Here is a 25,038-nt window from a genome sequence, read left to right on the forward strand (position 1 = left end):
AACAGCATCAACACCCGCTTTATGGCCTGCCAAACTTGGCAGCCCCCGGCTTTTGGCCCAACGGTTATTACCATCCATGATAATTGCAACATGTCTGGGAGGCGGATTTACTTTCGAAGAATCGGTCATAGTATCTTTAGACATGGGCAGGTAATAGGAAATTGGGGTGCCAGGCACCCCGGCACCTTCCTTAGATTTCCATCAGATCAGCTTCTTTTTGCTCCAGCAGCTTATCTACTTCAGCAACAAACTGATTGGTCAGCTTCTGAACGCGATCTTCACCACGACGCTCGTCGTCTTCTGTGATCTCTTTCTCTTTCAGAAGGTCTTTCAGGTCGCCGTTTGCATCACGGCGAATATTACGAATGGCGATACGTGCATTTTCTGCTTCAGCACGCGCTCGGCGAATATAGCCTTTACGCGTTTCTTCCGTCAAAGCAGGCATTGGAACACGAATATTTTCACCTGATGTAGAAGGGTTCAGACCCAGATCAGACTTCATGATCGCCTTCTCAATAACAGGTACCATCGGCTTTTCCCAAGGGACAATCGACAAAGTACGTGCATCTTCAACCGAGATGTTAGCGACCTGAGACAGAGGAACGTCAGAACCATAGTAAGGCACCTGAACTGTCTCCAGAATACTTGGGTGCGCGCGACCGGTACGAATCTTTTTAAAGTTATCCACCAGTGCGTCAGCACTTTTTTTCATACGCGTTTCAGCGTCCTGCGCAATCTCATTCAGCATATTTTTCTCCCACCTCGTCGCAACGATCAATCAACGTACCTTCGTCACCGCCTAGTACTAGATTCGCCAGCGCACCCGGCTTATTCATATTGAAGACACGAATAGGCATATCATGGTCACGGGTCAGACAAATTGCCGTCAAATCCATAACGCCCAGTTGTTTCTCGATAGCTTCATCGTAACCCAAGTGAAGATATCGTTTAGCAGATGGATCCTTCATCGGATCTGCGGTGAATACACCATCTACCTTTGTAGCCTTGATTACGACGTCAGCTTCTACCTCGATACCACGCAAACAGGCGGCTGAATCAGTCGTAAAGAACGGGTTACCCGTACCCGCAGAGAAGATCACCACATCACCTTGATTAAGATAACGCATCGCATTTCGACGATCATAATGATCTACAACACCACTCATAGGAATGGCAGACATAACACGGGTTGCGATATTACTGCGCTCCAGCGCATCGCGCATAGCCAGCGCATTCATCACTGTTGCCAGCATCCCCATGTGATCACCGGTTACTCGATCCATACCCGCCGCACTCAGCGCAGCGCCACGGAACAAGTTACCACCACCAATCACAATGCCGACCTGAACACCAATACCTACCAACTGGCCAATTTCCAAGGCCATACGGTCCAGCACCTTCGGATCTATACCGAAATTCTCATCACCCATCAACGCTTCGCCGCTAAGCTTCAGCAGTATCCTTTTGTATTTAGACTGTTTTTCAGTGGCAGGCATCTAAGAATTCTCCGCTCGAAATGAGGTCACAAGAGTGTATCAGGAAAAGAGAGGGTTGCGCATGCAGAAACATGCGCAACCGGGGGCTTAAGCGTTGCTTAGCCTTTCAGCTGTGCAGCAACTTCTGCAGCGAAGTCAACTTGCTCAACTTCGATACCTTCGCCAACTTCTATACGTACGAAAGACTTAACTTCGCCGCCAGCAGCTTTAACGAAAGCAGCAACTTTCTGCTCAGGGTTCTTAACGAACGCCTGCTCAACCAGGCTGTTTTCCGCCAGGAATTTGTTGATACGACCAACAACCATCTTCTCAGCGATTTCTGCAGGCTTGCTTGCCATATCAGACTGCGCCAGGATGATCTCTTTCTCTTTAGCAACCACGTCTTCCGGCATGTCTTCTTTGCTGACAACACGTGGGTTTACAGCAGTAACGTGCATTGCAACGTCTTTAGCTGTTTCAGCGTCGCCGCCTTCCAGAGAAACGATTGCTGCAATTTTAGCGTTGCTGTGAACGTAAGCACCAACAACACCGCCTTCTACAACAACGGTACGACGTACAGTGATGTTCTCACCGATTTTCTGAACCAGTGCTTCACGAGCAACTTCCAGTTCACCGTCCATCAGCACTGCAACGTCAGTCTGCTTGTCTGCAACTGCTTTATCCAGCACAGTGTTAACGAATGCCAGGAAGCCTTCGTCACGTGCTGCGAAATCAGTTTCAGAGTTAACTTCCAGCGCAACTGCATAGCTGTTGTCGTCAGCAACTTTAACTGCAACAACACCGTCTGCCGCAGTACGGGAAGCTTTTTTAGCTGCCTTCATGCCAGACGCTTTACGCAGATCTTCGATCGCTTTCTCGATATCACCGTCTACAGCCGCCAGAGCTTTTTTACACTCCATCATACCCAGGCCAGTACGGTCGCGCAGTTCTTTCACGTCCTTAGCAGAGAATGCCATGTTGAATACCTCTATCAATAAGATTAAAGCTTTAAATCAAAAATCGAAAAAAGGGGAGCTACGCTCCCCTTCATGCCTGCCACCAAACTGTATCAGGCATCCTTGACAGCAGGATTACTCTGCAGCTGCCTGATTTTCTTCAACTTCTACGAACTCGCCTTTAGCACCAGAAACCACCTCGGAACCTTCCAGGCAAGCATCAGCAGCAGACTGAACGTAGATCTGAATCGCACGCAGCGCATCGTCGTTACCAGGGATAACGTAGTCAATGCCGTCTGGGTTGCTGTTAGTATCAACAACACCAATAACCGGGATACCCAGCTTGTTTGCTTCATTAACTGCGATACGCTCGTGATCAACATCGATTACGAACAGCGCGTCAGGCAGACCGCCCATGTCTTTGATACCACCGATGGAGCGTTCCAGCTTGTCCATTTCGCGCTGACGCATCAGAGCTTCTTTCTTGGTCAGCTGTTCGAAGGTACCATCCTGAGCCTGGGATTCCAGATCACGCAGACGACGGATAGACTGACGGATAGTCTTGTAGTTAGTCAGCATGCCACCCAACCAGCGATGGTTGACATAAGGCATACCTGCGCGCGCAGCTTCGTCTTTAATGATTTTGCTAGCAGCTCGTTTTGTACCAACAAACAGAACTTTGTTCTTGTTAGTAGCCATACCCTGAACAACATCCAGTGCACCATTCAGTGCAGGCAGAGTGTGCTCCAGGTTGATGATATGGATCTTGTTACGAGCACCAAAGATGAATTTAGACATCTTTGGATTCCAGTAGCGAGTCTGGTGACCGAAGTGAACACCTGCTTTCAGCAGGTCGCGCATGCTAATTTTAGCCATTTTAAAATCCTGTAAGATTGGGTTAAACCTCCACACTCCCCATTGCCCAACCTCAAAAATGAGGCACCCTGAACGATGTGACGGAGCGTGTGTGTTTTATGTAGTGCGCAGAGCGCATTTTTCGAGCGCGGATTTATACCATATTGAACCCTATTTTTAAAGGGCGCATTCGCTTTCATCGCCTGCATTGATACAATCAGTCGATAAGCAAACGTCTGCGTACAAATTATTCTACAGACGACGGTATTGCATACTCGCCATATAAGGCAGAATAGCCTGAATCAAAGCTCTGTGTTGAGTACTTAACGGACCCCTGAAGATGACCATCAAAATCAAGACCCCCGAAGAAATCGAAAAAATGCGCGTAGCCGGCCGTATGGCGGCAGAGGTTCTGGAGATGATAGAGCCACACATCCAGGCGGGCGTTACAACTAACGAGCTGAACCAGATCTGTCACGACTATATCGTCAACCAACAAGACGCCATCCCTGCGCCACTGAATTATCACGGTTTTCCGAAATCAATCTGCACATCAGTCAATCAGGTAGTTTGCCACGGTATCCCAAACGACAAACCACTGAAGAATGGCGATACTATCAATGTCGATATTACTGTCATCAAAGATGGCTACCACGGTGATACCAGCAAAATGTTTTTTGTTGGCAAAGAACAAGCACACGCACGCCGCTTGGTCGACGTCACACTGGAGTGCCTATACAAGGGCATCCGTTTGGTGAAGCCTGGCACCCGTCTGGGCGATATTGGTGCCATTATCCAGCAGCACGCCGAAGCCAATCACTACTCGGTCGTACGTGAATATTGCGGCCACGGCATTGGCGCAGAATTCCATGAAGACCCCCAGGTTCTACACTACGGCAAAGCAGGCACCGGCGCCGAACTGCAGGAAGGTATGATCTTCACTATTGAACCCATGGTGAATGCTGGCAAACGTCACGTAAAACTGAACAAGCACGACGGCTGGACAGTAGAAACAGCTGACCGCCGCCCATCAGCGCAGTGGGAACACACCATTTTGGTTACCGCAGACGGCTACGAAGTACTGACGCTGCGCAAAGGCGAAACGATCTAATTCAGGAAGCCATAATGTCAAATGCTGCCCACCACCAGGTTGCCGACGAAGAACTGTTTAACGTTGACGAATTCCGCCAGGCCCTTGCCGCAAGCAAGCAACCGATTCCGCTCCTGAAAGAAACCCTCAAAGGGGTCCGGGAGCGAATGGATGAGCGCTTCAAAGCCGGCGAAGACATTCGTAAACTAATCTATGGCCGCGCCTGGGTCATGGATATGGTACTTGAAGCCATTTGGCAGCGTTATGACTGGCCTGAAAGCAAACACATCGAACTGATCGCCGTCGGCGGCTACGGCCGTGGCGAGCTCCACCCATGTTCAGATGTGGACATTCTGATCCTGATTGACGGTATAGAGCCAGAAAGCTATCACGACTCTATTAGCGGTTTCCTGACGCTCCTCTGGGACATTAACCTCGATATTGGCTCCAGCGTTCGCACGATCACCGAATGCTACGAAGAAGCCCAAAACGATGTCACCATAGCCACCAATCTGATTGAATCCCGCACCATCGTTGGTAGCGGCGAGCTGCACACCCGCGTTTATGATGAAGTCACATCAGAAGGCGCATGGACCGACAAAGAGTTTTTCCGTGCGAAAATCAGCGAGCAGCTGGACCGCCACGAAAAAACCAACAATACCGAGTACAACCTGGAGCCCAACCTTAAAAACTCTCCAGGAGGCCTGCGAGACCTGCAAACTATCGGCTGGGTTGCGAAGCGCCATTTTGGCTCAACCTATATCCGCGATCTGGTAGACGATGGCTTCCTCACCGACAGTGAGCTGGACACCCTGAACAAGGGTGAGCTTTACCTGTGGACCGTTCGTTACGCACTGCATATGGTCTGCAACCGCCACGATGACCGCCTGCTTTTTGACCACCAGCGCGCACTGGCCGAGATCTTTGGTTACTCCGATTCAGAAGGCGAACTGGCCGTCGAACAGTTTATGGGGAAATACTACCGCGTGGCGAAAGCGATGTCGGAATTTAACCATATGCTACTGCAACACTTTGATGAAGCCATCCTGCGGGCAGAGGATGAGCAAGTTATTCTCCCCCTGAACAATCGCTTCCAACTTCACAACAACTTCATCGACGTCATTTACGACACCGTATTTGAACACCATCCCTTTGCGCTGATGGAAATCTTCGTCCTGATGGCCACCAACAGCCAGATAAAGGGTGTAAGAGCATCCACGATCCGCCTGATAAGGGATCACAGACACCTGATTGACGATGAGTTCCGCAACGACATTCGCAACACCTCGTTGTTTATGGAACTTCTACGCTGCCCCGATAAGGTATCAACAGAACTCAAACGGATGAATAAGTACGGCATTTTGGGTCTATATCTGCCGGAATTCGGAAAAATTGTCGGCCAGATGCAGCACGACCTGTTCCACATTTACACCGTGGACGCCCATATACTCAAAGTGATCCAGAAAACCCGCCAGTTCCGACACAACGACTACCGCGAGCAATTCCCGATCGCGCATCGCATCGTCAACCAGCTACCAAAAATAGAACTGCTATACATCGCGGCGCTCTATCACGACATTGGCAAAGGCCGTGGCGGAGATCATTCCGAACTCGGGGCCGAGGATGTGATGGATTTCTGCGAACGTCATCATCTGGGACGCTGGGACAGTCATCTCGTTGCCTGGCTGGTACGCAATCACCTGCTTATGTCGATGACCGCGCAACGCAAAGACATTTCCGATCCTGAGATCATCCAGACGTTTGCGGAACAGGTGCACGACATTACGCATCTGGATTATCTCTATGTCCTGACGCTGGCAGACATTAACGCAACCAACCACACGCTTTGGAATAACTGGCGCGCCACACTGATGCGCACCCTCTATACTGAAACGAAACGCACACTGCGCCGCGGCCTTGAAAACCCGATCGAAAAAGAAGATCTGATTGAGCAAGTCCAGCACGAGGCGATGATCGTCCTGACCCGCCATGGCCTGCATGAATCAGAGATTCTGGAGTTCTGGTCAACGCTGGGCGATGACTACTTCCTGCGCGAGACGTCCCAGAGTATTGCGTGGCATACCCGCGCAATTCTGGAACACCACGACACCGACGTTCCACTGGTTCTGATCCGTCAGACATCTCACCGGCTACATGAAGGCGCAACAGAGATCTTTGTGTACATGCGAGACCTGCCCAACCTGTTTGCAGCCTCCGTCGCAACACTCGACCAACTGCACCTGAGTATCCAGGACGCGCGCGTCATCGTCACCGACAACCAACGTACGCTGAACACCTACACAGTGCTCACCGAAGACAACCAACCGCTGTCGGAAAACCCGGATTATCTGAACGAAATCCAGCAACGCATGGTTGAGGCGCTGGACGATCCGGAAGATTATCCAGAAATTATCCACCGCCGCGTCCCGCGTCAGCTAAAACTGTTTGCCACTCCCACCACGGTAAATATCAGTACCGATCCGATGAGTCAGGAAACCGTACTGGAAGTCATCACACCTGACAGGCCGGGACTGTTGGCACGTATTGGCCGCATTTTTGTGGAAAACAACGTCTCCGTCCACAAGGCCAAGATCACCTCCATCGGCGAACGTGTAGAAGATTTCTTCTTTATCACCGATGAATCTGGCCAGCCGATTTCCGATCCTATTTTGTGCCAGCGGCTGCAGAGCGATATCTGCCAGCAACTGGACGAGCACATACATCAACAAGAATCCTGATCTGGCGACGGTCAGACAAAATCGAGAAAAATGATGGATAAACAGACACAGACCGAGATTGAAGCCGCCGCATTTCGCCGCATGCTGGAGCATTTTGATAACCGCAAAGATGTGCAGAATATCGACCTGATGATTATGGCCGGATTCTGCCGTAACTGCCTGTCAAAGTGGTATCGCGCAGCGGCTGAAGAGCGCGGCGTAGAGATGGACTACGAGCAAGCGCGCGAAGTCATCTATGGCGAACCGTACAATAGCTGGAAAGATAAATACCAGGAAAAAGCCACACCGCAACAGCTGGCTCAATTTGAAGCGACCCAAAAAGGCAAATAATTCCTTTCTTTGCTTAAGACATCCGGTTGGGCTTACCTTTTATTCGGTACGCCCAACCTATCAACCTCACTCGCTGGACTTAATCCACGCCCTCTGCAATTGGTTTACATCCACTTCCAGTACTGTCGCATAAACATCATCCTGCACCGGATAGCTCTTCACCAACCGCGCGCCACGTACAATCCCGGACACAGCCGTCTTGAACTGATCGTTCTGCACCACCATGTCGCGCACGGCCGTGGTACCAAACAGATACTGACCGTGAACGATTGCAGTTAACTCTTGATAGGCTCGCAATTTTGACGCCCGCATAGCCTGGATCATTTTGTGCTCTTTGGTCTGACCTGACTGCAAACTGATCGGCGCATAACCTGTCGCCCGCACCCACTCAGGGGCTTTCGCCTCCACGGTTTCCATAGTCCGCGGTGCATCAGGCAACGCTTCAGCAAACTCCACCAATGAGCGAGATGCCGTCTCACATCCTGACAGCACAGCAACAGACACAAACAAAAACAGTGCTTTACACAGTGTATCCAATTTATTCATTACTGCCCTACCGGCCCAAGACTGTTTTCAATAATCATCCCTTTCTGCAGGGCTTTCATCGGATCATAACCCGGCGTACCGCCCTCCAGCCGGCTATCCGGCAGATGCGTTTGCCCGGAAGCCAGAACTTGACGGGTTGTAGTATCCAATACGCGGGCATTGATCACTATACCGTCGGGATAGCGGGCATAGGTCCCCGTGAGCAGAAAGTAGATTCGATAACGATTACGCAGACTCGACATATTTTGTTTGGTCAGCGGATCGCGAGCGGTGGTGAGCAAACTAACCGCTCGGTAATCGATCAGGTTGTAACGGCCTTGCTGCAGCTGATAGACAATATTCTCGCCCAGCCGCTCACCCAACACGCCCGTATAACGTTCTCGGGCGCGGCTCAAATCGACAAATGGCATGACCGCCATAGGCAAACGCTGCACACGGTTGGCCTGCAACCCTTCCTGTAACTGAACGGCTAACTGTGCAACAGCCTCACTCACCGGATCATAAATCTGATCGTCGACATCGATACTTGATAACCCTGCACTACTGATGACCGGCTCCTGCACTTCTGGTACAGGTATCACAACCGGTTGCTCTGGAACGGGATTTGCACCAAACCCTTGCCAGGTACACCCCGAAATCAGAAAGGAAAGCAGCAGAAGCTTTTTCATCATGTAGTATCCGTCTCTCGTCTGCAGACAATCTAACATACTTTGGTTGCCAGTTTCTGCCAGTCTCCATCGTACAGCCTCATGCAGCACCAGCAGACTTGCGGAGCCAGACTTGTGCTGGTTTACAAGCCCAATGCAATTGCATACTGTTAACCGGACATTACCTAGTTGTCGGTCAGACTCTGAATATGTTTAACGCTTTGCACAAATTCATCCTGCTTATCGCCCTGCTAATGCCCCATCTCTATGCGCAGGCACTCACGGTAGAAGCCGAGGGACAGGCCGTTATTCAGGACAACAACCTGAACGCCGCTCGAAAAGCAGCCATTACCGCAGCAACCCAGCAGGCATCAATGCAAGCAGCCGTCTACGTTTCCAGCAGCCAGCAAGTACGCGATGGCATTCTGGAGATCGACAATATGCAGATCACCACATTGGGTCAGGTTGAAAACGTCCAAGTCATCGATGAGCAGATATCCGGAAGTATTCTCACTGTGCGCATCAGTGCCGAGGTATTCACCGATACAGGCTGCAAAAACGGTCACGGTGACCGCTTCCTGAAATCTATCGCGATTGCCGCTTTCCCATTAGAGCACCCAGCACAAGGGAATGTAGGCGGACTGGGCGATACAGCATGGGAACTCCCCAACCTCATCGCCAGCCAGCTTTCGGCTCGCGGCAACCTGCAGCCTTTTAAAGCAACCCATCTTAATATCTTTCCGACCCTTCAAACTGCTGCCAGCCGCCAATTGGATGACGGCGCCCTGACCTCGGTGGCGGCGAATGTAAACAATCTGGACACGCAATTTATTGTCTCGGGTGTTATTCGGGATATGGCGATGTCAGACCCCCGTACACATTCGGAAGATAACTACTTTGTAGATCTGTACAACCGACTGGATTATCGCAGCCGCAAACACTTGCGTAACTTTCAGCTAGACCTGTTTATCCATGACGGTTTCAGTGGTGCATTGCTACTGGAGCGCCGATACCAGACACAAGGGATATGGAGCTTACCTCAAGAACTCAAGGCAGGCTTTAACAGTCAGGCGTTTGCTCATCAGGAATATGGACAGGCTGTCACTAAACTGATCGATCAGATGGTTGGGGAACTGGAAAGCAATCTTCGTTGCCGACCTTTTTCCGCCCGCATTACCCGCATAGAGAACAACCAGATCTGGTTTCACGCGGGAGAACGCACAGGCATCAAGCCGGGTGATAAATTCAACGTTCTGCACCGTTCAACATTTTTTGACGTACAAATGCGACCGACCCACCAGCTGAGCAACACTAAACGGACGCTGGTCGTGGACGAGGTACACCCAAACTTCATACAAGGCCATCTGGTGAATATCGCCCAGCATCAGAACATCCTGCCGGGCGACATTGTCGTGTCAGACTAAATCAACATCCACACTCGATTGCGGAAAGTACCCTTCACTTAAGTACGCTGACCGCGGATATTGATCTCAACGCGGCGGTTCTGCGCCCGACCGGATGCAGAGCCGTTATCAGCAATCGGATAACGCTCTCCGTATCCCTGCGTACTGATACGCAGGCGTTCGATTCCGGAACCTGCGAGATAATTTGCCACCGCCGCCGCACGCGCTTCAGATAACTGCTGATTGTATTCAAAGCTGCCCGTACTGTCGGTGAAGCCATCCACCGCCATCACGGTCTTATCAAACTTCATCAGCACCTTAACCACAGAATCCAATACCGGATAGAAACCGCCATCGATACGTGTGGAGTCGGTCCCAAAGGTCACATTACCCGGCATAATCAGGCGAATATCATCACCCTGTCGCTGAACGCTCACGCCTGTTCCTTCCAGCTCCTGACGCAATAACGCTTCCTGCTGGTCCATGTAATAACCAATACCACCCCCAACAGCGCCACCTACCAGCGCGCCTGTCAGCGCACCTCTACCACGATCCTTTTTACTTGATACCGCAGCTCCCAACACAGCACCGGCAACAGCACCGATACCGGCCCCTTTAGCGGCATTGCCGGTTTTTTGTTCGCGGGTATACGGATCAATCGTCTGACAACCTGACAACACCGCAGCAGTAATACATACGTAAATTAACTTTCTCATAGCAATCTCTCTTAAAAACTTGAACGGCAGGCTCACCCAGTATGTTTTCAGTCTACTTTTGCTAACTGAACCATAGCTTAAACAGCCCGTCATACCGCATACATGTTTCTGATTTCTTACAAAACCGAAAAGCTGTCATTTATCCCTAGTCACCCCCCTGAACAACCGATAAAATGACCGATTAGTAACAGAAACACTTTTTTGAACACCGCTACCCAAAAACGGTGTCATAAAACGGTGTTAACTGGGCACACAGGCCATCGTGATGCCGAAAATTTCAGCCACACTCATTGAGTACATCCAATCCAAGGAGTTCCCTTTGTCTCAGCTGCCTCTCATCGTAGGTTTTGGTGGTATCAATCCTGCGGGTCGCGCATCATTTCATCACGCTTATCGACGCCTGATTATTGACAAGCTGGATACCCAAAGCCGAGAGACAACCCTTATTGGATTGGCAACACTGACCGGACTGGCCAGCTATGAAGATGGCCATTACAAAAACAGCACTGGCGAGACACTTTCCGTACAGGATCTGCTGACTTCAGTTGAACAACAGGTGCTGGACAACACCCTGATCCGAAAAATCCATCCGGATTGGTTTGACGTCAACAAGGTAATGTTTAACAAACCGGCGAAACTGAAATGCAGTGAAGGTGAACTTCGGTTTCAGCTACGTAAACGCCAGATGCCACAAAATATTCCCGCCAACTGGCAGGTAACCGAGTCGACACCCGGGGTATTCGACATTGTAGTTTCAGAATCTCTGGACGTTATTTTCCCGGATACTAAAGAAGCGCAGGTCAAAGCAGCCGGGCAGCTACCAACAGGCTTTGAGCCCGGCAAGCTGTATCAATCCCGCAACCACCCGCGCAATCTTCAGATGACCGTATTCGGTGCATCTGATGCATTACGCTCCAGCGGTATCCCATTTGAGCAGATCGCAGCAAAAGTATCTCCAGACCAAGTGGGCGTCTATGCCAGCAACTCCATCGGCCAGCTGGACGACTTTGGCTTTGGTGGTCTGACAAAATACCCGGCACTGGGCAAACGTACCACCTCCAAGCAGATGCCATTGGGTTATGCTCAGATGCCAGCCGATTTTGTGAACGCATACGTACTAGGTAGCGTGGGTGTTACCGGTGGCGCACTGGGTGCATGCGCAACCTTCCTCTATAACCTGCGCAGTGCCGTAAACGATATTCGTTCTGGTCGGCGTAAGGTTGTATTGGTCGGCGGCAGTGATGCACCCGTTACCCCTGAAGTCATTGAAGGCTTCCGCGTGATGGGCGCACTGGCTGAAGATAAAGACCTACTGGCTCTGGATGGACTCTCATCCCTTTCAGACGAAGATTATCGCCGGGCCTGCCGACCATTTGGACAGAACTGTGGCTTCACGATGGGTGAATCCAGCCAGTTTGCACTGCTCATGAGCGACGATCTGGCCATGGAGCTGGGCGCACAGGTGTTCGGTGTTGTACCTGATGTCTTCGTCAATGCTGACGGTCACAAGAAATCAATCTCCGCACCGGGTGTGGGTAACTACATCACACTCGGCAAAGCCGCTTCGATGGTACGTGAGATGTTAGGTGAGGAATCCCTCCAGCAGCGTAGCTTTGTACAGGCGCATGGTACAAGTACTCCGCAGAACCGCGTGACCGAATCCCATGTCATCAATGAAACCGCGAAAGCATTTGGCATCGAAAGCTGGCCTGTTGCTGCGATAAAGTCATATCTGGGCCACTCTCAAGGGACCGCAGGCGGAGATCAGCTGAGCACGTCACTGGGAACATGGGCTTATGGCTACATTCCGGGGATTCTAACCACACCCGCATTCGCAGACGATATCCACCAGAGCAACCTGCAGCTGAGCAATCAGCATATCGAAGTGGGAGCTCAGGGTATGGACAGCGTTCTACTGAATTCTAAGGGATTTGGTGGTAACAACGCATCTGCTCCAGTGCTGGGTCCACATATCGCCGAGAATATGCTGCGTCGCCGTTATGGCGAAAGCGCAATGACTGCATACCTGAAGAAACGCGAACAGGTGAGTGCTGTCGCGGCAGCGTACGACGAAGAAGCGACTCAGGGTACCGCCCGCCCGATCTATCTCTATGATCACAACGTACTTGGCGGTGATGACCTGCAGATCACGGATAAAGAGATCCGCCTGCCAGGATACGAGAACCCTGTGGATCTGGCCGTCGAAAATCCTTACAAAGACCTCTGCTGACACCCAACTATGAACAGCCTGAATAAGGCTGTTCATTCCGTCAAAACTATTCGCATTTGCCGCAGTCCAATTTGGGGTATCCCCCAAAAATCGGCAGAAAACCATGAACATGCGAATACCACTCGTAGCGGGCCTGTTTGCTCTGGTCGGCTGCACATCAAATATGACCTCCGAACCCGGCTATTACACGCTGAACCTGGATCGCACCCAGCTCTGCTATTCCGGCAACAGCAACTGTCTCAATTTGGAACTGATATATCCTTCCCACAATGAGCACCAAATCGCTCGTGCATATCAGCTGCCATCGACATCTGAAAGCTGGAATGTACGACAGCTAGTCAAGCTGATGCTGGCTCCTCCGGGCAAACAATACGAAGTCAAACAGATCAGCGACTTTAGCTATCTGATACCACGAAATGTTGCCACCAACAGCGTCTGGTACCATCTGGAACAGGAGCAATACGATCTCTACGAGTCAAACGGAAAGAGTTTCCGATAACGGTCAGATATTCAGAGTCGTAACAGTTTACGTGCGGTTGCCGAGGTGCATTGCGCCAGCTCTTCAAGACTGATGCCCCTTAACTCAGCAAACACCTCAGCCACCTCACGTAGCCGCTTCGGCTGATTAGGCTCACCACGATACCCTGCCAATGGTATATCTGGCGCGTCCGTTTCCAGTACAAAAGCATCCAATGGAAGATTCATCACAATCCTGCGCAATTTCTTCGCGCGGTCGTAGGTCAGACTTCCACCTATACCTAACTTAAATCCCAGCTCAATATAGTGTTCAGCCTGCTGCTCACTGCCCGAATACGCGTGGACAATCCCTCCCCGCGCCAACTTAAGCTGACGCAGCAGCTTCAACACCTGATCGTGGGCTTTGCGTACATGCAGCAACACGGGCAGCTGAAACTCCTTGGCGATCTCCAGTTGCCTTGTGAATAACTCGATCTGTTTTTCCTGATCCAGATTCGGTACAAAAAAATCCAGTCCGATCTCTCCCACCGCAACCACCGGATTAAGCGATAACAGCAGCTTCAACTGCTCCAGCTGCGATGCCTTATGCTGATCTAAGAAACATGGATGCATACCCAATGCAGGATACAACCCCTTGGCATCACAGGTCGCTAATAATCTAGGCCAATCATCAGCCGTCACACCAGGAACCACAAAGCGGGTTACATTGTCCGACCGGGCATCAGCCAACAGCCGTTCGCGCCAGCCATCAAACACCTCAAAGTCCAGATGACAGTGCGTATCAATCAGTTGAATACTCATGATCCGATAATAGCAAAAAGCCCGCTAACAGAGATCTGCTAGCGGGCTTTTTAGAAACACCTCAACGTACGGGAATCAATGTTCGCGTGTAGCGCGGAACAGCACGTCCGGCCAGCGTTCCTGAGTCAAACTCAGATTGACACGCGTCGGTGCCAGATAGGTCAACAAGCCCGCGCCATCGTAGCCGATATTGTCGTAAGCCTTGCGCTTAAAGTCCGCCAGCATCTTCTCATCGTCACACTCCACCCAGCGGGCGGTGTTCACGTTGACGGCTTCGTACACACAATCCACTTTGTATTCGTCCTTGAGGCGGAACATAACCACATCAAACTGCAACTGACCCACCGCACCCAACACCAGATCATTGTTCTTCTCTGGCATAAACAGCTGCACCGCGCCCTCTTCAGACAGCTGCTGCAAACCTTTCTGCAACTGCTTCATCTTCAGCGGATCAATAGGACGCACCCGACGGAAAATCTCCGGCGCAAAGTGCGGGATACCGGTAAATTTCAGTGCTTCACCTTCGGTAAACGTATCACCAATCTGGATCGTACCGTGGTTGTGCAAACCAATAATGTCACCAGACCACGCCTCTTCGACGTTTTCCCGGTCACCGGCAACAAAGGTCACCGCATCAGCAATCTTCACATCCTTGTTGATGCGGGTATGCTTCATCTTCATACCACGACTGTATTTACCGGAGCAGATACGCATGAAGGCAATACGGTCACGATGTTTCGGGTCCATATTGGCCTGGATTTTAAAGATGAAACCGGAGAATTTTTCCTCTTCCGCTTCAACAGTACGGCCCACAGTCTGACGGCTGATGGGAGCTGGCGCCCATTCAACAAAGCCATCCAGCATTTCACGCACACCAAAGTTGCCTAACGCCGTACCGAAATACACGGGTGTCAGAGTACCCGCCAAGAAAGCATCCCGATCAAACTCATGGGTTGCACCACGTACCAGCTCAATCTCTTCCACGTAATCGTCATAGATGTTTCCCAACAGCTCTTTGGCTTCTGCCGATTCAATGCCTTGAATCTGAACATCTTCAGGGATGGTATGACCTTTACCCGGCTGGAATACATGGATGGTATCGGTGTAAAGGTTGTATACACCCTTGAAGCTCTTACCCATATCAATCGGCCACGTAATCGGGGCGGCTTCAATTTTCAGTACGGCTTCAATCTCATCCAGCAGATCAATCGGATCGCGAATATCACGGTCCATCTTGTTCACAAAGGAGAAGATCGGCGTGTCACGCAGACGGCACACGTCCATCAGCTTGATGGTCCGGTCCTCGACACCCTGAGCCCCATCCACCACCATCAGCGCACTGTCTACGGCGGTGAGTGTCCGGTAAGTATCCTCAGAGAAATCCTCGTGTCCCGGCGTATCCAGCAAGTTAACCATGCGTTCTTTGTATGGAAACTGCATCACGGAGGAGGTGATCGAAATACCACGCTCCTGCTCCATGGACATCCAGTCAGACGTTGCATGGCGGTCGCTTTTTTTGCCTTTAACCGTACCCGCTGTCTGGATCAGGTTTCCGAACAACAACAGTTTTTCGGTGATGGTGGTTTTACCCGCATCCGGGTGCGATATGATCGCAAAAGTCCGGCGTTTGCCGACTTGCTGAGCAACATGTGACATTAAACGAATTCTTCTGACTGATGCAGTCGGGTATTTCACAACCCGGGTGCATAATTGAAATGAGATGGACGGTATTTTCGCCGATCTGGCTAAAGGACTCAATCAAAGTTACGGGAAAAACCGTTATACGCGTCCTATCCGTGTCTTAAAGCCACCTGCAAATAAGCCCCTGCGACATTTTGCCCTGCTCGCTTTGAGTATTCGTCGGGTATAATCTGCCCCCATGGCTAACCATCACAACAATCTTCTCCAACTCACCTACATCCGCACGGTCACCCTGTTCGGACAAAGCGCTGCGATACTGTTTGCACTTTACATTCTGCAGGCTTCTCTCAATGTTTGGATTTTGGCCTCGACACTGGCGGCACTGGCGTTGCTTAACGTAGCAACATACGCCCGTCTGCGCTCAGACTGGCCGGTGACAGAACCGGAGTTTTTTACCCAGTTAGTTGCCGATGTTGTGCTCTATGGATGCCTGTTGTTCCAGACCGGCGGCGCCACCAATCCCTTTATTTTCCTGCTATTGGTCCCTTTGATTATCTGTACGGCCACGCTTTCACAACGCCTGAGCCTGATCATGGGCGGCCTGGTTGTCGGTATTTATAGCTCGTTGCTGTTTTACTTCATCCCCATTATTGAAGCTGAATCACGCCACCAGCACGCCCTGCTTAACCTGTTCGATCTGCATATCACCGGCATGTGGATTAACTTCATCCTGACGGTAGGCGTTGTCACTTGGTTTATTGTCCGTATGCGTCAATCGATGCATCGCCAGCAGGAACGGCTGGAAGAGGAACGGGAGAAACGTATTAACGATCAGCAGCTGCTATCACTGGCAACGATGGCGGCCGGTACAGCCCATGAACTAGGGACACCGCTGAGCACCCTTAGGGTTCTGGTCAGCGAACTGCAGGCCGAACATCACGGAAACCCTGACCTTATGGAAGATCTGGCGCTGATGCGGCAGCAGATTGATGCCTGTAGCGATCGCCTGCAGCAGTTTGCCCGCTCCGTTCAGGAGGAGCAGTCCAGCCAGAGAGAGGAGGCATTCAGCAATATACTGGATGACGTTATCGAACAGTGGAGCATCCAACGCCCCGAGGTTACCTTTAAACTTGAAGTCGACACGGAAGGCACTGTACCGGATATAAAAAACAGCACGTCGCTACGCCAGTCAATTTTGAACCTGCTGAACAACGCAGCAGATGCGCAGCCAAAAAATATAGCGATCAATCTGAGCTGGGACACAAACGATATCACTCTGCTCATCCACGATCAGGGACCCGGACTGTCACTGGAAGCGCATGACAATCTGGGCAAACCCTTCGTGACCACCAAAGGCCGTGGTTTAGGCATTGGGCTGTTTCTTACTGCAACCACACTCGCCCGCTATGATGGTAGTGTGCGCCTGTACAACCACCCCGATGGTGGCACTTTGACGGAAGTGATTATTCCAAGGAGCCAATTGGATGACTGAACTAGCTGGCAAGTCTCTGCTGATTGTCGACGATGATCCAACATTCACTCGTATTCTCGCCCGCGCCATGAAACGTCGCGGGCTGGAGGTATCAGTCGCGCATAGCGTTGAAGAAGCTGAGACCTCACTGACACAACGGATACCCGATCTGGCCACGGTGGATCTGAAAATGGATACCGCTTCGGGGCTGACATTAATTCCGAGTTTGCGGACAGCCAACGACAGCATGCTCATTCTGGTACTGACCGGCTACGCAAGCATCACCACCGCCGTTGAAGCGATCAAACTAGGGGCAACGAACTATCTGCCGAAACCCGCTGATGCGGATGAAATATTGGCGGCACTGGGCAAGCAACAGGCCGACCCTGATATGGAAGTCACCCAACAACCTATGTCGGTGAACCGCTTGGAATGGGAACATATTCAGAAGATATTGGCCGAACACGATGGCAATGTCTCAGCAACGGCCCGTGCATTGGGTATGCACCGCCGCACACTGCAACGCAAACTATCCAAGCGTCCCGTCAAACAGTAACCGGGAAGGCCCTCTTACTGATCATCGATATAGATCTTGGCGTCGAAAGTACGTACCCAGTCAGGGTGAAAGACCAGCATTCCGGTGATGATAATGCCGTTCACCAGCCCTTCCGGGAACATGATCAGTGGCAGATAGCGCACGTATTCATGATTAATTTTACTCCAGCTGTATACGTCATCCAGCCAAAGTAACAGGCCCATCGCCAGCCCCGACGATGCAGCCGCAATCCCCGCGCCAAAAAAACCACAGAGAAACAGATACACAAAAAAATTCTTGGTGAGTTTAGCCTCAACAACCTTAAGCACCAGCATTGTCACCATCACCGGTAACAAGACAGAACACACCGCATTAATCGGCAAACTGTCCCAGCCTTCGCGCCCCACCAGTATCATCCCAAGCAACGCAAACGTACCGGCGACAATAGCCAGGTCCCAGCCAAAAATCAGTGTTAATGCCGTGACACCCAAAAAGTGAATGCCCAGCCCGGGTGATATACCTGCCCGCATACTCCACATCACCATCAGGAACACCATTGCACCCAGAAAAAAATGCTGCAAACGGCGGTTTGACTTCAACACCCCCCAAGGCACGCGGTACATCGCAAACCCGAGCACAGGCAAGTAAATCAGCAGACTAAGCCAGAACCAGTAGCCACTCAGCAGGCCAACAGAGATACTCATGATTGGGGTCCCGTAGAGAAAGATCAGTATCAGTGGGAGTTGTGTCTTTTCACATGCAGTATAACGACTGCCGGAAAGATAGCGGCAAACATCACAGGAACCTTGATTTGAATCAGCCCGCGGATCAGAGACTCAGACTCATCAGCAAGGCATCTTCTCGACCCGTGGTGGTGGGATAGTATCCTTTGCGCACCCCGTCTTCAGAAAAACCCAGACGTTTGTACAGCTGCACAGCAGGCGTATTAGATACCCTCACCTCCAGCAGGATACGATGAATATTCTCTGCTCCCAGCTTATCAGCCGCTAATAAAAACAACTGATTTGCTAGGCGCCGTCCTTGCTCTGCGGGTGTTACGGCGATCTGCAGCAGCTCGGCTTCGTCAAGCACTGTTGTGAAGACGCAAAACCCCAGTAAACGGTTCAACTGAAACAGACCAAAACACTGATAGCGATTTTTTTTAAGGAATCCAGCTAACTGAGACTCGCTCCAGGGATCAGGAAAAGTTACCTTTTCGATCAACAACCAGTCAGCCAGGTGCTCGGGTTGTAAACGACGTAACTCAACATCGGCAAATGTATCAGCCATTTTGTAAGTGCTTTAACAACGGCTGCAATTGGTGCCAGATGACCGGTTTTATTCCGGGTACTTGCATCGCTTCTGTCAGGCTGTGAGTCGCCAACGCTTTAATATCCGCCCGCACGCTAAACAGAATACCGCTTAGTTCTGCCAATTCCTCTTCACGCTCCAATACCATCCGGGCCGCACTTTCGCCCATCAGCAGAACGACATCTACGCCACCATCTGCCAGTAAGCGATCCAGTTTATGCTGCACGGTTTGCAGTGCTTCATCATATCCCTGAGGTAAGGTAGGACTGGCAAACATCGGCCAGGGCAATAGAAATGGCGATCCCTGCAGCGCCTGCTCGGCACTACACACGCTACGCACAATCGCCCCAGCCAAGGCCTGATGAGAAGGAGAGAAGTCGTTCTGTGACTGTGGCGGCAAACTATCCACCAGTAGCACACGACCGAATCGGGCCAGCGCCAACTTAAAGCGGGGCTGTGGACGTTTTGGAGTTTGCGTTGCCGCCTCAATAGCGACCGCATCATCATTCTCAGGCGGGGATACTTCTTCAGGTTGCGTCGGCTTAAGCGGTGCTTTTTTCTCACGCCAAAGCGCTTCTTTGACTTCAGGTTTAGGGCCTGAAGCAAAACTGCGCGTCAGGCTGGCACGCGCAGCAGCAGGATCTGCTGAAACAGAAGGTTTCGTTGCTGTATCAGCATTCGCGGTATTCGTATCCGCAAAGGGGATGTCAGGTGCAGGATAACTAAAATCCCACACCCAATCAGGTGTTGGCGCGGCACCGGGCAACTCTGCACGCGGTAGCCAGCTGGAGATACCGAGCGCTTCCAGATATTGGTGACGCTGCTGTTCTTCAATCACGACTACCGCTCCTGCCATTCATAGCCTGTGGCAAGAGATAGCCTCTTACCGTTTAAAGACGTTATACCTGTGGGTGTGCTTTCTGGATGTTGGCATCCAGCATATTCAGAGCATGCACGTACGCCTTTGCCGATGCGATAATAACATCAAGGTCGGCGCCCAGACCGTTTACGATACGGCCACCGTTCTCAAGGCGTACTGTAACTTCACCCTGCGAGTCGGTGCCTTCGGTTACGGCATTGACAGAATAGATCTGCAGACTGGCCCCCGAGTTAGCGATCGCTTCAATCGCTTTAAAGGCTGCATCCACCGGACCACTGCCCGCTGCTTCAGCACTTTGCTCTTCGTCGTCAATTATCATGACAACTTTTGCCACCGGAGTTTCACCGGTTTGCGAAGTCACGGAGATGCTGCTCAGCTTAAACTTCTCGCTGCTGGCCGTCGCCCGTGTATCACTGACCAAGGCCACCAGATCTTCATCGAAGATCTCATGTTTTTTGTCCGCCAGCTCTTTGAAGCGTGCAAATGCGTCGTTCAGCTCTTTATCGGAGGACAGTGTGGTGCCCAGCTCTTCCAAACGGCTACGGAATGCTGCACGGCCCGAGTGTTTACCCATGACCATACGGTTGGTTTTCCAACCCACATCCTGCGCCGTCATAATTTCGTAGGTTTCACGGTGTTTCAGGACACCGTCCTGATGGATACCGGATTCATGCGCAAAAGCGTTCGCACCGACGATGGCTTTGTTCGGCTGTACCGGGAACCCGGTGACGCTGGATACCAGACGGGAGGCAGGCACGATCTGTGTCGTATCCAGACCTGTCGTCACGCCCAGACGGTCATGACGGGTACGGATCGCCATCACAATCTCTTCCAGCGACGCGTTACCCGCACGCTCACCCAGTCCGTTAATCGTACACTCAACCTGACGTGCACCGGCCTGAACCGCTGCCAGGGAGTTTGTCACTGCCAGACCTAAGTCATTGTGGCAGTGAACAGAGAAGATCGCCTGATCCGCATTCGGAATCCGCTGGATCAACTGACCAATCGTGTGCCCAAACTCTTCCGGTACCGCGTAACCCACGGTATCGGGAATGTTAATCGTCCGTGCACCCGCTTTAATCACCTCTTCGATGATGCGGCACATAAAGTCCAGCTCAGAACGGCTGGCATCTTCCAGCGAGAATTCGACGTCATCAATCAGGTTACGTGCCCGCTTCACTGCGTGAACCGCCTGTTCAACCACCTGATCCGGGTTCATCTGAAGTTTGTACTTCATATGGATCGGCGATGTGGCGATAAAGGTGTGAATACGGCCTGAGTTAGCATTTTTCAGCGCTTCACCGGCACGATCAATGTCCGCATCCAGCGCGCGGGACAGAGAGCATACCGTGCTGTCTTTTACGGTATTCGCAATAGACTGTACAGATTCGAAGTCACCCGGGCTGGCAATCGCAAAACCGGCCTCGATCACATCCACACGCATCTTCTCAAGCTGTTTGGCTACCCGCAGCTTTTCATCTTTAGTCATGGACGCGCCAGGGCTCTGTTCGCCATCACGCAACGTGGTATCAAAAATAATGACGCGATTGTTGTCACTCATCGGAGATGCTCCAAATCTGATTTGCGTCCCGTTTAGAATTAAGCGTGACGCGGAATATGTTAAAAACTAAAAAACGGAGAAAGACGGAGTTATATGGAAAGTATACTGCCTTACGGCAGTCGTAGCAGGGCCGATAGAGGAGACAGGTAGAGAGGAGTCGCGGCGGCGCAATGCGCACCGGATGAACTGCTTGTCTGGCTGGACCCTGAATTTTGCATGGCCGTTCTATGCGGTTTTTTGGTTTATATTATGACCACGTACTATAACGTGCCGTTAGCCATTTGCAAGCCTGTATGGCTACAATGGCAGGGCGTAAAAAACCATGTCTCGAACGTTCAACAGCACAGGAACTACAGCCGATGGTAACCGAATTTGACCGTCCAATTGACCGCAGCAATACATCCAGTCTGAAGTGGGAAAAGTACAACGATACTGACGTGCTGCCGATGTGGGTCGCTGATACAGATTTCATGTCACCACCCGCCATCGCCGAAGCACTCCATGAGCGTATCGATCATGGCGTATTTGGTTACACCAATACACCCGATGAGCTGGATACCTTAGTCATCGAACGTATGCAAAATCTCTACGGCTGGACGATCGAGAAAGATTGGCTGGTGTGGTTGCCTGGTTTGGTGTGCGGTCTCAACCTGGCATGCCGCGCAGTAGGTGAAACCGATGATCAGGTATTCTCACCAAAACCGGTATACCCGCCTTTCATGTCGTCTCCGCGACTGTCCCAGCGCCAGCTGGTATCAGTGCCCCTGATCGAGAACAACAATCGTTGGACGCTCGATCTGACAGCACTCGAAGCCGCGATCACCCCCGAGTCTAAACTGCTGCTGTTCTGCAACCCTCATAACCCGGGTGGTGCTGTATACCGACGTGAAGAGCTGGAAGCGCTGGCAGATATCGCAATCAAACACGATCTGGTTGTTTGCTCAGACGAGATCCACTGTGATCTGATTCTGGAAGCAGGCCTCAAGCATATTCCGCTGGGTTCACTGAATGACGATATCGCAGCGCGCAGCATTACCCTGATGGCACCGAGTAAAACTTACAACATTGCCGGTCTCGCCTGCTCCTTTGCCATTATCCCTGATCGTCAGTTACGCCAGCAGTTCCTCCGACAGATGAAAGGGATCGTGCCAGACGTCAATCTGCTGGGGTTCACAGCCGCAATTGCTGCCTACAAAGATGGCGATGCGTGGAATGCACAACAGCTCGATTACCTGCGCCGTAACCGGGATTACCTGGTGCGCGAGATCAACAAGATTCCCGGCTTAAAGTTGGCGCCGATAGAAGCCACCTATCTGGCCTGGATCGATGTGTCGGGTGCAAAACTTGAGAACCCCGCTCACTTCTTTGAACAGGCAGGTGTTGGCCTGTCACCGGGCAGAGATTTCGGCGATGATCGTTTTATGCGACTCAACTTTGGCTGTCGCCGGGAACTGCTCGAAGAAGCGGTCAATCGTATTCGGCGCGCTATTTTGGGCGAACTTCCTGCGTAATACCTATTCCTTCCCAAAATATAAACAGGGATAAAAAAGGCCAGCAATTTGCTGGCCTTAATCCATAACCGTATTTTCAAATCAGCATTCAGGCACGCTCAATAGGAAAGGCGATCACATCCTGAATCGACGCGACACCCAGTGCCAGCATAATAAGCCGATCCACACCCAGCGCGACCCCGGCACAATCCGGTATACCTGCACGTAATGCGTTCACCAGCCTCATCTCCAGAGGCCGCTGCGGCAATCCCAGTTCCGAACGAATCTTTTGATCGCTCAACAGACGACGCTTCTGCTCTTCTGCGTCCGTCAACTCGTGGTAGCCATTAGCTAACTCGATGCCTTTCACAAACAGTTCAAATCGCGCGGCAACCGGACGTCCTTCAGGATCAACACGTACTTGAGCCAACGCAGCCTGTGATGCGGGATAATCATAGACAAACACCGCATTCCGCTTAGCCATTTCTGGCTCGATCACGTGGGACATCAGCAGATTTAACCACGTATCCCGATCATCATCGTTTAGATCAATATCAATATACTGTCGGGTTTTGGCCACCAGCTGATCCAACGCTACAGAGTGTGGATCGAATCCCAGATATTGCTGAAAGATCTGTGCATAACTCTGACGTTCAACCGCTTCAAATCCCAATATCGGGCAGACTAAAGCCTCCACTTCATCCATCAGCACCTGATCGTTAAAGTCCGGTCGATACCACTCCAGCATGGTGAATTCAGGATTGTGGCGCCGACTGCCAGACTCACCATTGCGGAAAGCCTTACCTAGCTGATAGATCGCACCGCTGCCCGCTGCAAGCAACCGTTTCATCGCATACTCTGGCGAAGTTTGCAGATACAGTGGATAACTTTCTGCTCCCACATAGTCGGCATAACGCGTTTCGATCGTATCGATAAAGGGATCGCTGACCGCACACTGGGACATCAGCGGCATATCCACTTCCATCACATCTCTGTCCGCAAAAAACGCGCGAATTTGCGCCACAATGGCCGCCCGCTGACGTAAGTTATCGATGCTAGCCGCAGGCTGCCAGTGATCGGGATTTATCGTCATCATCGTTCTCTATCTGGCTGAAACGCAAAACGGCAGCCTAAGCTGCCGTTTTCTTTCAGTGTCCAGCGGTTATGCGCGGGATACGTAATCACCGGTACGCGTATCAATCTTCAGTACATCACCCGTGTTGATAAACAGCGGGACACGTACCACAGCACCCGTGCTCAGCGTTGCAGGTTTAGAACCACCCTGCGCGGTATCACCTTTCAGGCCCGGATCTGTTTCAGTCACTTCCAGCTCAACGAAGTTGGACGGTGTAACAGAGATTGGGTTGTTGTTGAACAACGTGATCATGACGCTGTTCTGTTCTTTCAGCCACTTGTAAGAATCACCGACTGCCGTTGAATCAGCAGCAACCTGTTCGAAAGAAGCCGGATCCATGAAGTGCCACATTTCACCATCGCTGTAGAGGTACTCCATGTCTGTTTCCATAACGTCAGCGCCTTCTACGCTTTCGCCAGACTTGAAAGTACGTTCCCAAATACGACCAGACAGCAGGTTTTTCAATTTAACACGGGTGAACGCCTGTCCTTTACCCGGTTTTACGAACTCGACATCCACCATGTTACATGGATCACCGTCGATCATTACCTTCAGGCCGTTTTTGAACTGGTTAGTAGAGTAATTTGCCATGACTGTCTCAATATCTGTTAAAGCTGAATAGCGGCGCTATTTCGGGACATTCTGCTGCAATTGCAAGTTACGACAGTGGGTTCCGGCGCCAGAATTGACAGTTATTCTACTTGAAAGGAGAATGCGAGCAACTTTCACTGCACCCTGCGGCCTGTTTTC

25 protein-coding genes are annotated in these 25,038 nt (G+C 51.3%); 9 read left to right on the forward strand and 16 right to left on the reverse strand.

Features of this window, described 5'->3' with window-relative positions; translation table 11 throughout:
• From ABYW01_RS00305 to rpsB, 5 genes are all read right to left on the reverse strand, one after another.
• Positions 1-129: undecaprenyl diphosphate synthase family protein (locus tag ABYW01_RS00305; protein WP_372830587.1), on the reverse strand; the 129-nt coding region annotated here is incomplete at its 3' end.
• Between the two features lie 61 nt (positions 130-190).
• Positions 191-748 (reverse strand): ribosome recycling factor, encoded by a 558-nt coding sequence (gene frr, locus ABYW01_RS00310; RefSeq protein ID WP_372830555.1) that lies wholly within the window; start codon positions 746-748, stop codon positions 191-193.
• Positions 738-1,496 (reverse strand): UMP kinase, encoded by a 759-nt coding sequence (pyrH, locus tag ABYW01_RS00315; RefSeq protein WP_193951590.1) that lies wholly within the window; start codon positions 1,494-1,496, stop codon positions 738-740. Before pyrH ends, frr begins: the two co-directional genes overlap by 11 nt.
• 98 nt (positions 1,497-1,594) lie before the next feature.
• Entirely contained in the window at positions 1,595-2,452 is an 858-nt protein-coding gene (tsf, locus tag ABYW01_RS00320) for a translation elongation factor Ts (protein WP_372830556.1), read from the reverse strand.
• A 114-nt stretch (positions 2,453-2,566) separates the two neighbouring features.
• On the reverse strand, positions 2,567-3,307 hold the full coding sequence (rpsB, locus tag ABYW01_RS00325) for a 30S ribosomal protein S2 (RefSeq protein ID WP_372830557.1): 741 nt from the start codon (positions 3,305-3,307) through the stop codon (positions 2,567-2,569).
• A gap of 319 nt (positions 3,308-3,626) precedes the next feature.
• Between rpsB and map the strand changes: the two genes are divergently transcribed.
• From map to ABYW01_RS00340, 3 genes are read left to right on the forward strand one after another with little or no spacing between them, the layout of a single operon-like run.
• Complete coding sequence (gene map / locus ABYW01_RS00330; RefSeq protein ID WP_372830558.1) at positions 3,627-4,397, forward strand: type I methionyl aminopeptidase; 771 nt, start codon at positions 3,627-3,629, stop codon at positions 4,395-4,397.
• A gap of 14 nt (positions 4,398-4,411) precedes the next feature.
• Entirely contained in the window at positions 4,412-7,114 is a 2,703-nt protein-coding gene (locus tag ABYW01_RS00335; RefSeq protein ID WP_372830559.1) for a [protein-PII] uridylyltransferase, read from the forward strand.
• 33 nt (positions 7,115-7,147) lie between these two features.
• Positions 7,148-7,444: a DUF1244 domain-containing protein gene (locus tag ABYW01_RS00340; RefSeq protein ID WP_372830588.1), complete on the forward strand. Its 297-nt coding sequence runs from the start codon at positions 7,148-7,150 to the stop codon at positions 7,442-7,444.
• A 66-nt stretch (positions 7,445-7,510) separates the two neighbouring features.
• Here ABYW01_RS00340 and ABYW01_RS00345 read toward each other — a convergent pair whose 3' ends face one another.
• Both ABYW01_RS00345 and ABYW01_RS00350 read right to left on the reverse strand, forming a co-directional pair.
• Positions 7,511-7,990, reverse strand: coding sequence for an LPP20 family lipoprotein (locus ABYW01_RS00345; protein WP_372830560.1), 480 nt, complete (start codon positions 7,988-7,990; stop codon positions 7,511-7,513).
• Positions 7,990-8,661: a FlgO family outer membrane protein gene (locus ABYW01_RS00350; RefSeq protein WP_372830561.1), complete on the reverse strand. Its 672-nt coding sequence runs from the start codon at positions 8,659-8,661 to the stop codon at positions 7,990-7,992. Before ABYW01_RS00350 ends, ABYW01_RS00345 begins: the two co-directional genes overlap by 1 nt.
• Positions 8,662-8,846: 185 nt before the next feature.
• Here ABYW01_RS00350 and ABYW01_RS00355 point away from each other — a divergent pair, with 185 nt between their 5' ends.
• On the forward strand, positions 8,847-10,061 hold the full coding sequence (locus ABYW01_RS00355) for a flagellar assembly protein T N-terminal domain-containing protein (protein WP_372830562.1): 1,215 nt from the start codon (positions 8,847-8,849) through the stop codon (positions 10,059-10,061).
• Positions 10,062-10,099: 38 nt separating this feature from the next.
• Here the strand turns inward: ABYW01_RS00355 and ABYW01_RS00360 are convergent, their stop codons facing one another.
• Positions 10,100-10,756, reverse strand: coding sequence for an OmpA family protein (locus tag ABYW01_RS00360; RefSeq protein ID WP_372830563.1), 657 nt, complete (start codon positions 10,754-10,756; stop codon positions 10,100-10,102).
• Between the two features lie 319 nt (positions 10,757-11,075).
• On the opposite strand from ABYW01_RS00360, the gene ABYW01_RS00365 reads away from it, so the two are divergent.
• The gene (locus ABYW01_RS00365; RefSeq protein WP_372830564.1) at positions 11,076-12,986 is read left to right on the forward strand and encodes a beta-ketoacyl synthase; all 1,911 of its coding nucleotides are present in this window, start codon (positions 11,076-11,078) and stop codon (positions 12,984-12,986) included.
• 109 nt (positions 12,987-13,095) lie between these two features.
• Positions 13,096-13,485 (forward strand): hypothetical protein, encoded by a 390-nt coding sequence (locus ABYW01_RS00370; RefSeq protein ID WP_372830565.1) that lies wholly within the window; start codon positions 13,096-13,098, stop codon positions 13,483-13,485.
• 11 nt (positions 13,486-13,496) lie between these two features.
• Here the strand turns inward: ABYW01_RS00370 and ABYW01_RS00375 are convergent, their stop codons facing one another.
• Entirely contained in the window at positions 13,497-14,264 is a 768-nt protein-coding gene (locus ABYW01_RS00375; protein WP_372830566.1) for a TatD family hydrolase, read from the reverse strand.
• A 75-nt stretch (positions 14,265-14,339) separates the two neighbouring features.
• Positions 14,340-15,920, reverse strand: coding sequence for a peptide chain release factor 3 (locus ABYW01_RS00380; protein ID WP_372830567.1), 1,581 nt, complete (start codon positions 15,918-15,920; stop codon positions 14,340-14,342).
• A 223-nt stretch (positions 15,921-16,143) separates the two neighbouring features.
• Between ABYW01_RS00380 and ABYW01_RS00385 the strand changes: the two genes are divergently transcribed.
• Together ABYW01_RS00385 and ABYW01_RS00390 are read left to right on the forward strand one after the other, a co-directional pair.
• Positions 16,144-17,397 carry an ATP-binding protein gene (locus tag ABYW01_RS00385; protein ID WP_372830568.1) on the forward strand — a complete coding sequence of 418 codons (1,254 nt, stop codon included), beginning with the start codon at positions 16,144-16,146 and terminating at the stop codon, positions 17,395-17,397.
• A complete protein-coding gene (locus ABYW01_RS00390) occupies positions 17,390-17,932 on the forward strand; it encodes a response regulator transcription factor (RefSeq protein WP_372830569.1) in 543 nt (180 codons plus the stop codon). Before ABYW01_RS00385 ends, ABYW01_RS00390 begins: the two co-directional genes overlap by 8 nt.
• A gap of 14 nt (positions 17,933-17,946) precedes the next feature.
• Here ABYW01_RS00390 and ABYW01_RS00395 read toward each other — a convergent pair whose 3' ends face one another.
• The 4 genes from ABYW01_RS00395 to ABYW01_RS00410 form a co-directional block, all read right to left on the reverse strand.
• Positions 17,947-18,615, reverse strand: a complete 669-nt coding sequence (locus ABYW01_RS00395; protein WP_372830570.1) for an energy-coupling factor ABC transporter permease — start codon at positions 18,613-18,615, stop codon at positions 17,947-17,949.
• A gap of 124 nt (positions 18,616-18,739) precedes the next feature.
• Positions 18,740-19,201 (reverse strand): ribosomal protein S18-alanine N-acetyltransferase, encoded by a 462-nt coding sequence (gene rimI, locus ABYW01_RS00400; RefSeq protein WP_372830571.1) that lies wholly within the window; start codon positions 19,199-19,201, stop codon positions 18,740-18,742.
• On the reverse strand, positions 19,194-20,060 hold the full coding sequence (locus ABYW01_RS00405) for a hypothetical protein (RefSeq protein WP_372830572.1): 867 nt from the start codon (positions 20,058-20,060) through the stop codon (positions 19,194-19,196). The genes rimI and ABYW01_RS00405 overlap by 8 nt, the downstream gene beginning before the upstream one ends.
• A 61-nt stretch (positions 20,061-20,121) precedes the next feature.
• Entirely contained in the window at positions 20,122-21,663 is a 1,542-nt protein-coding gene (locus ABYW01_RS00410; RefSeq protein ID WP_372830573.1) for a 2-isopropylmalate synthase, read from the reverse strand.
• 359 nt (positions 21,664-22,022) lie between these two features.
• Here ABYW01_RS00410 and ABYW01_RS00415 point away from each other — a divergent pair, with 359 nt between their 5' ends.
• Positions 22,023-23,174: a MalY/PatB family protein gene (locus tag ABYW01_RS00415; RefSeq protein WP_372830574.1), complete on the forward strand. Its 1,152-nt coding sequence runs from the start codon at positions 22,023-22,025 to the stop codon at positions 23,172-23,174.
• An 88-nt stretch (positions 23,175-23,262) separates the two neighbouring features.
• Here the strand turns inward: ABYW01_RS00415 and epmA are convergent, their stop codons facing one another.
• On the reverse strand, positions 23,263-24,249 hold the full coding sequence (gene epmA, locus ABYW01_RS00420; protein WP_372830575.1) for an elongation factor P--(R)-beta-lysine ligase: 987 nt from the start codon (positions 24,247-24,249) through the stop codon (positions 23,263-23,265).
• Positions 24,250-24,315: 66 nt separating this feature from the next.
• Positions 24,316-24,879 (reverse strand): elongation factor P, encoded by a 564-nt coding sequence (gene efp, locus ABYW01_RS00425; RefSeq protein WP_193951568.1) that lies wholly within the window; start codon positions 24,877-24,879, stop codon positions 24,316-24,318.
• Positions 24,880-25,038 lie beyond the last annotated feature (159 nt).

It is taken from the genome of Pontibacterium sp., assembly GCF_041587635.1.
In the GTDB taxonomy this organism is placed as follows: Bacteria; Pseudomonadota; Gammaproteobacteria; order Pseudomonadales; family Balneatricaceae; genus Pontibacterium.

Bases quoted from the DNA above. Each gene is read 5' to 3' on its own strand.
- tsf (WP_372830556.1), bottom strand. From the start codon at position 2,452: ATGGCATTCTCTGCTAAGGACGTGAAAGAACTGCGCGACCGTACTGGC.
- map (WP_372830558.1), top strand. From the start codon at position 3,627: ATGACCATCAAAATCAAGACCCCCGAAGAAATCGAAAAAATGCGCGTA.
- rpsB (WP_372830557.1), bottom strand. From the start codon at position 3,307: ATGGCTAAAATTAGCATGCGCGACCTGCTGAAAGCAGGTGTTCACTTC.
- rimI (WP_372830571.1), bottom strand. From the start codon at position 19,201: ATGGCTGATACATTTGCCGATGTTGAGTTACGTCGTTTACAACCCGAG.
- ABYW01_RS00395 (WP_372830570.1), bottom strand. From the start codon at position 18,615: ATGAGTATCTCTGTTGGCCTGCTGAGTGGCTACTGGTTCTGGCTTAGT.
- efp (WP_193951568.1), bottom strand. From the start codon at position 24,879: ATGGCAAATTACTCTACTAACCAGTTCAAAAACGGCCTGAAGGTAATG.
- ABYW01_RS00335 (WP_372830559.1), top strand. From the start codon at position 4,412: ATGTCAAATGCTGCCCACCACCAGGTTGCCGACGAAGAACTGTTTAAC.
- ABYW01_RS00345 (WP_372830560.1), bottom strand. From the start codon at position 7,990: ATGAATAAATTGGATACACTGTGTAAAGCACTGTTTTTGTTTGTGTCT.
- ABYW01_RS00410 (WP_372830573.1), bottom strand. From the start codon at position 21,663: ATGAGTGACAACAATCGCGTCATTATTTTTGATACCACGTTGCGTGAT.
- ABYW01_RS00350 (WP_372830561.1), bottom strand. From the start codon at position 8,661: ATGATGAAAAAGCTTCTGCTGCTTTCCTTTCTGATTTCGGGGTGTACC.
- ABYW01_RS00390 (WP_372830569.1), top strand. From the start codon at position 17,390: ATGACTGAACTAGCTGGCAAGTCTCTGCTGATTGTCGACGATGATCCA.
- ABYW01_RS00415 (WP_372830574.1), top strand. From the start codon at position 22,023: ATGGTAACCGAATTTGACCGTCCAATTGACCGCAGCAATACATCCAGT.
- ABYW01_RS00375 (WP_372830566.1), bottom strand. From the start codon at position 14,264: ATGAGTATTCAACTGATTGATACGCACTGTCATCTGGACTTTGAGGTG.
- ABYW01_RS00340 (WP_372830588.1), top strand. From the start codon at position 7,148: ATGGATAAACAGACACAGACCGAGATTGAAGCCGCCGCATTTCGCCGC.
- frr (WP_372830555.1), bottom strand. From the start codon at position 748: ATGCTGAATGAGATTGCGCAGGACGCTGAAACGCGTATGAAAAAAAGT.
- ABYW01_RS00385 (WP_372830568.1), top strand. From the start codon at position 16,144: ATGGCTAACCATCACAACAATCTTCTCCAACTCACCTACATCCGCACG.
- epmA (WP_372830575.1), bottom strand. From the start codon at position 24,249: ATGATGACGATAAATCCCGATCACTGGCAGCCTGCGGCTAGCATCGAT.
- ABYW01_RS00355 (WP_372830562.1), top strand. From the start codon at position 8,847: ATGTTTAACGCTTTGCACAAATTCATCCTGCTTATCGCCCTGCTAATG.
- ABYW01_RS00380 (WP_372830567.1), bottom strand. From the start codon at position 15,920: ATGTCACATGTTGCTCAGCAAGTCGGCAAACGCCGGACTTTTGCGATC.
- pyrH (WP_193951590.1), bottom strand. From the start codon at position 1,496: ATGCCTGCCACTGAAAAACAGTCTAAATACAAAAGGATACTGCTGAAG.
- ABYW01_RS00370 (WP_372830565.1), top strand. From the start codon at position 13,096: ATGCGAATACCACTCGTAGCGGGCCTGTTTGCTCTGGTCGGCTGCACA.
- ABYW01_RS00360 (WP_372830563.1), bottom strand. From the start codon at position 10,756: ATGAGAAAGTTAATTTACGTATGTATTACTGCTGCGGTGTTGTCAGGT.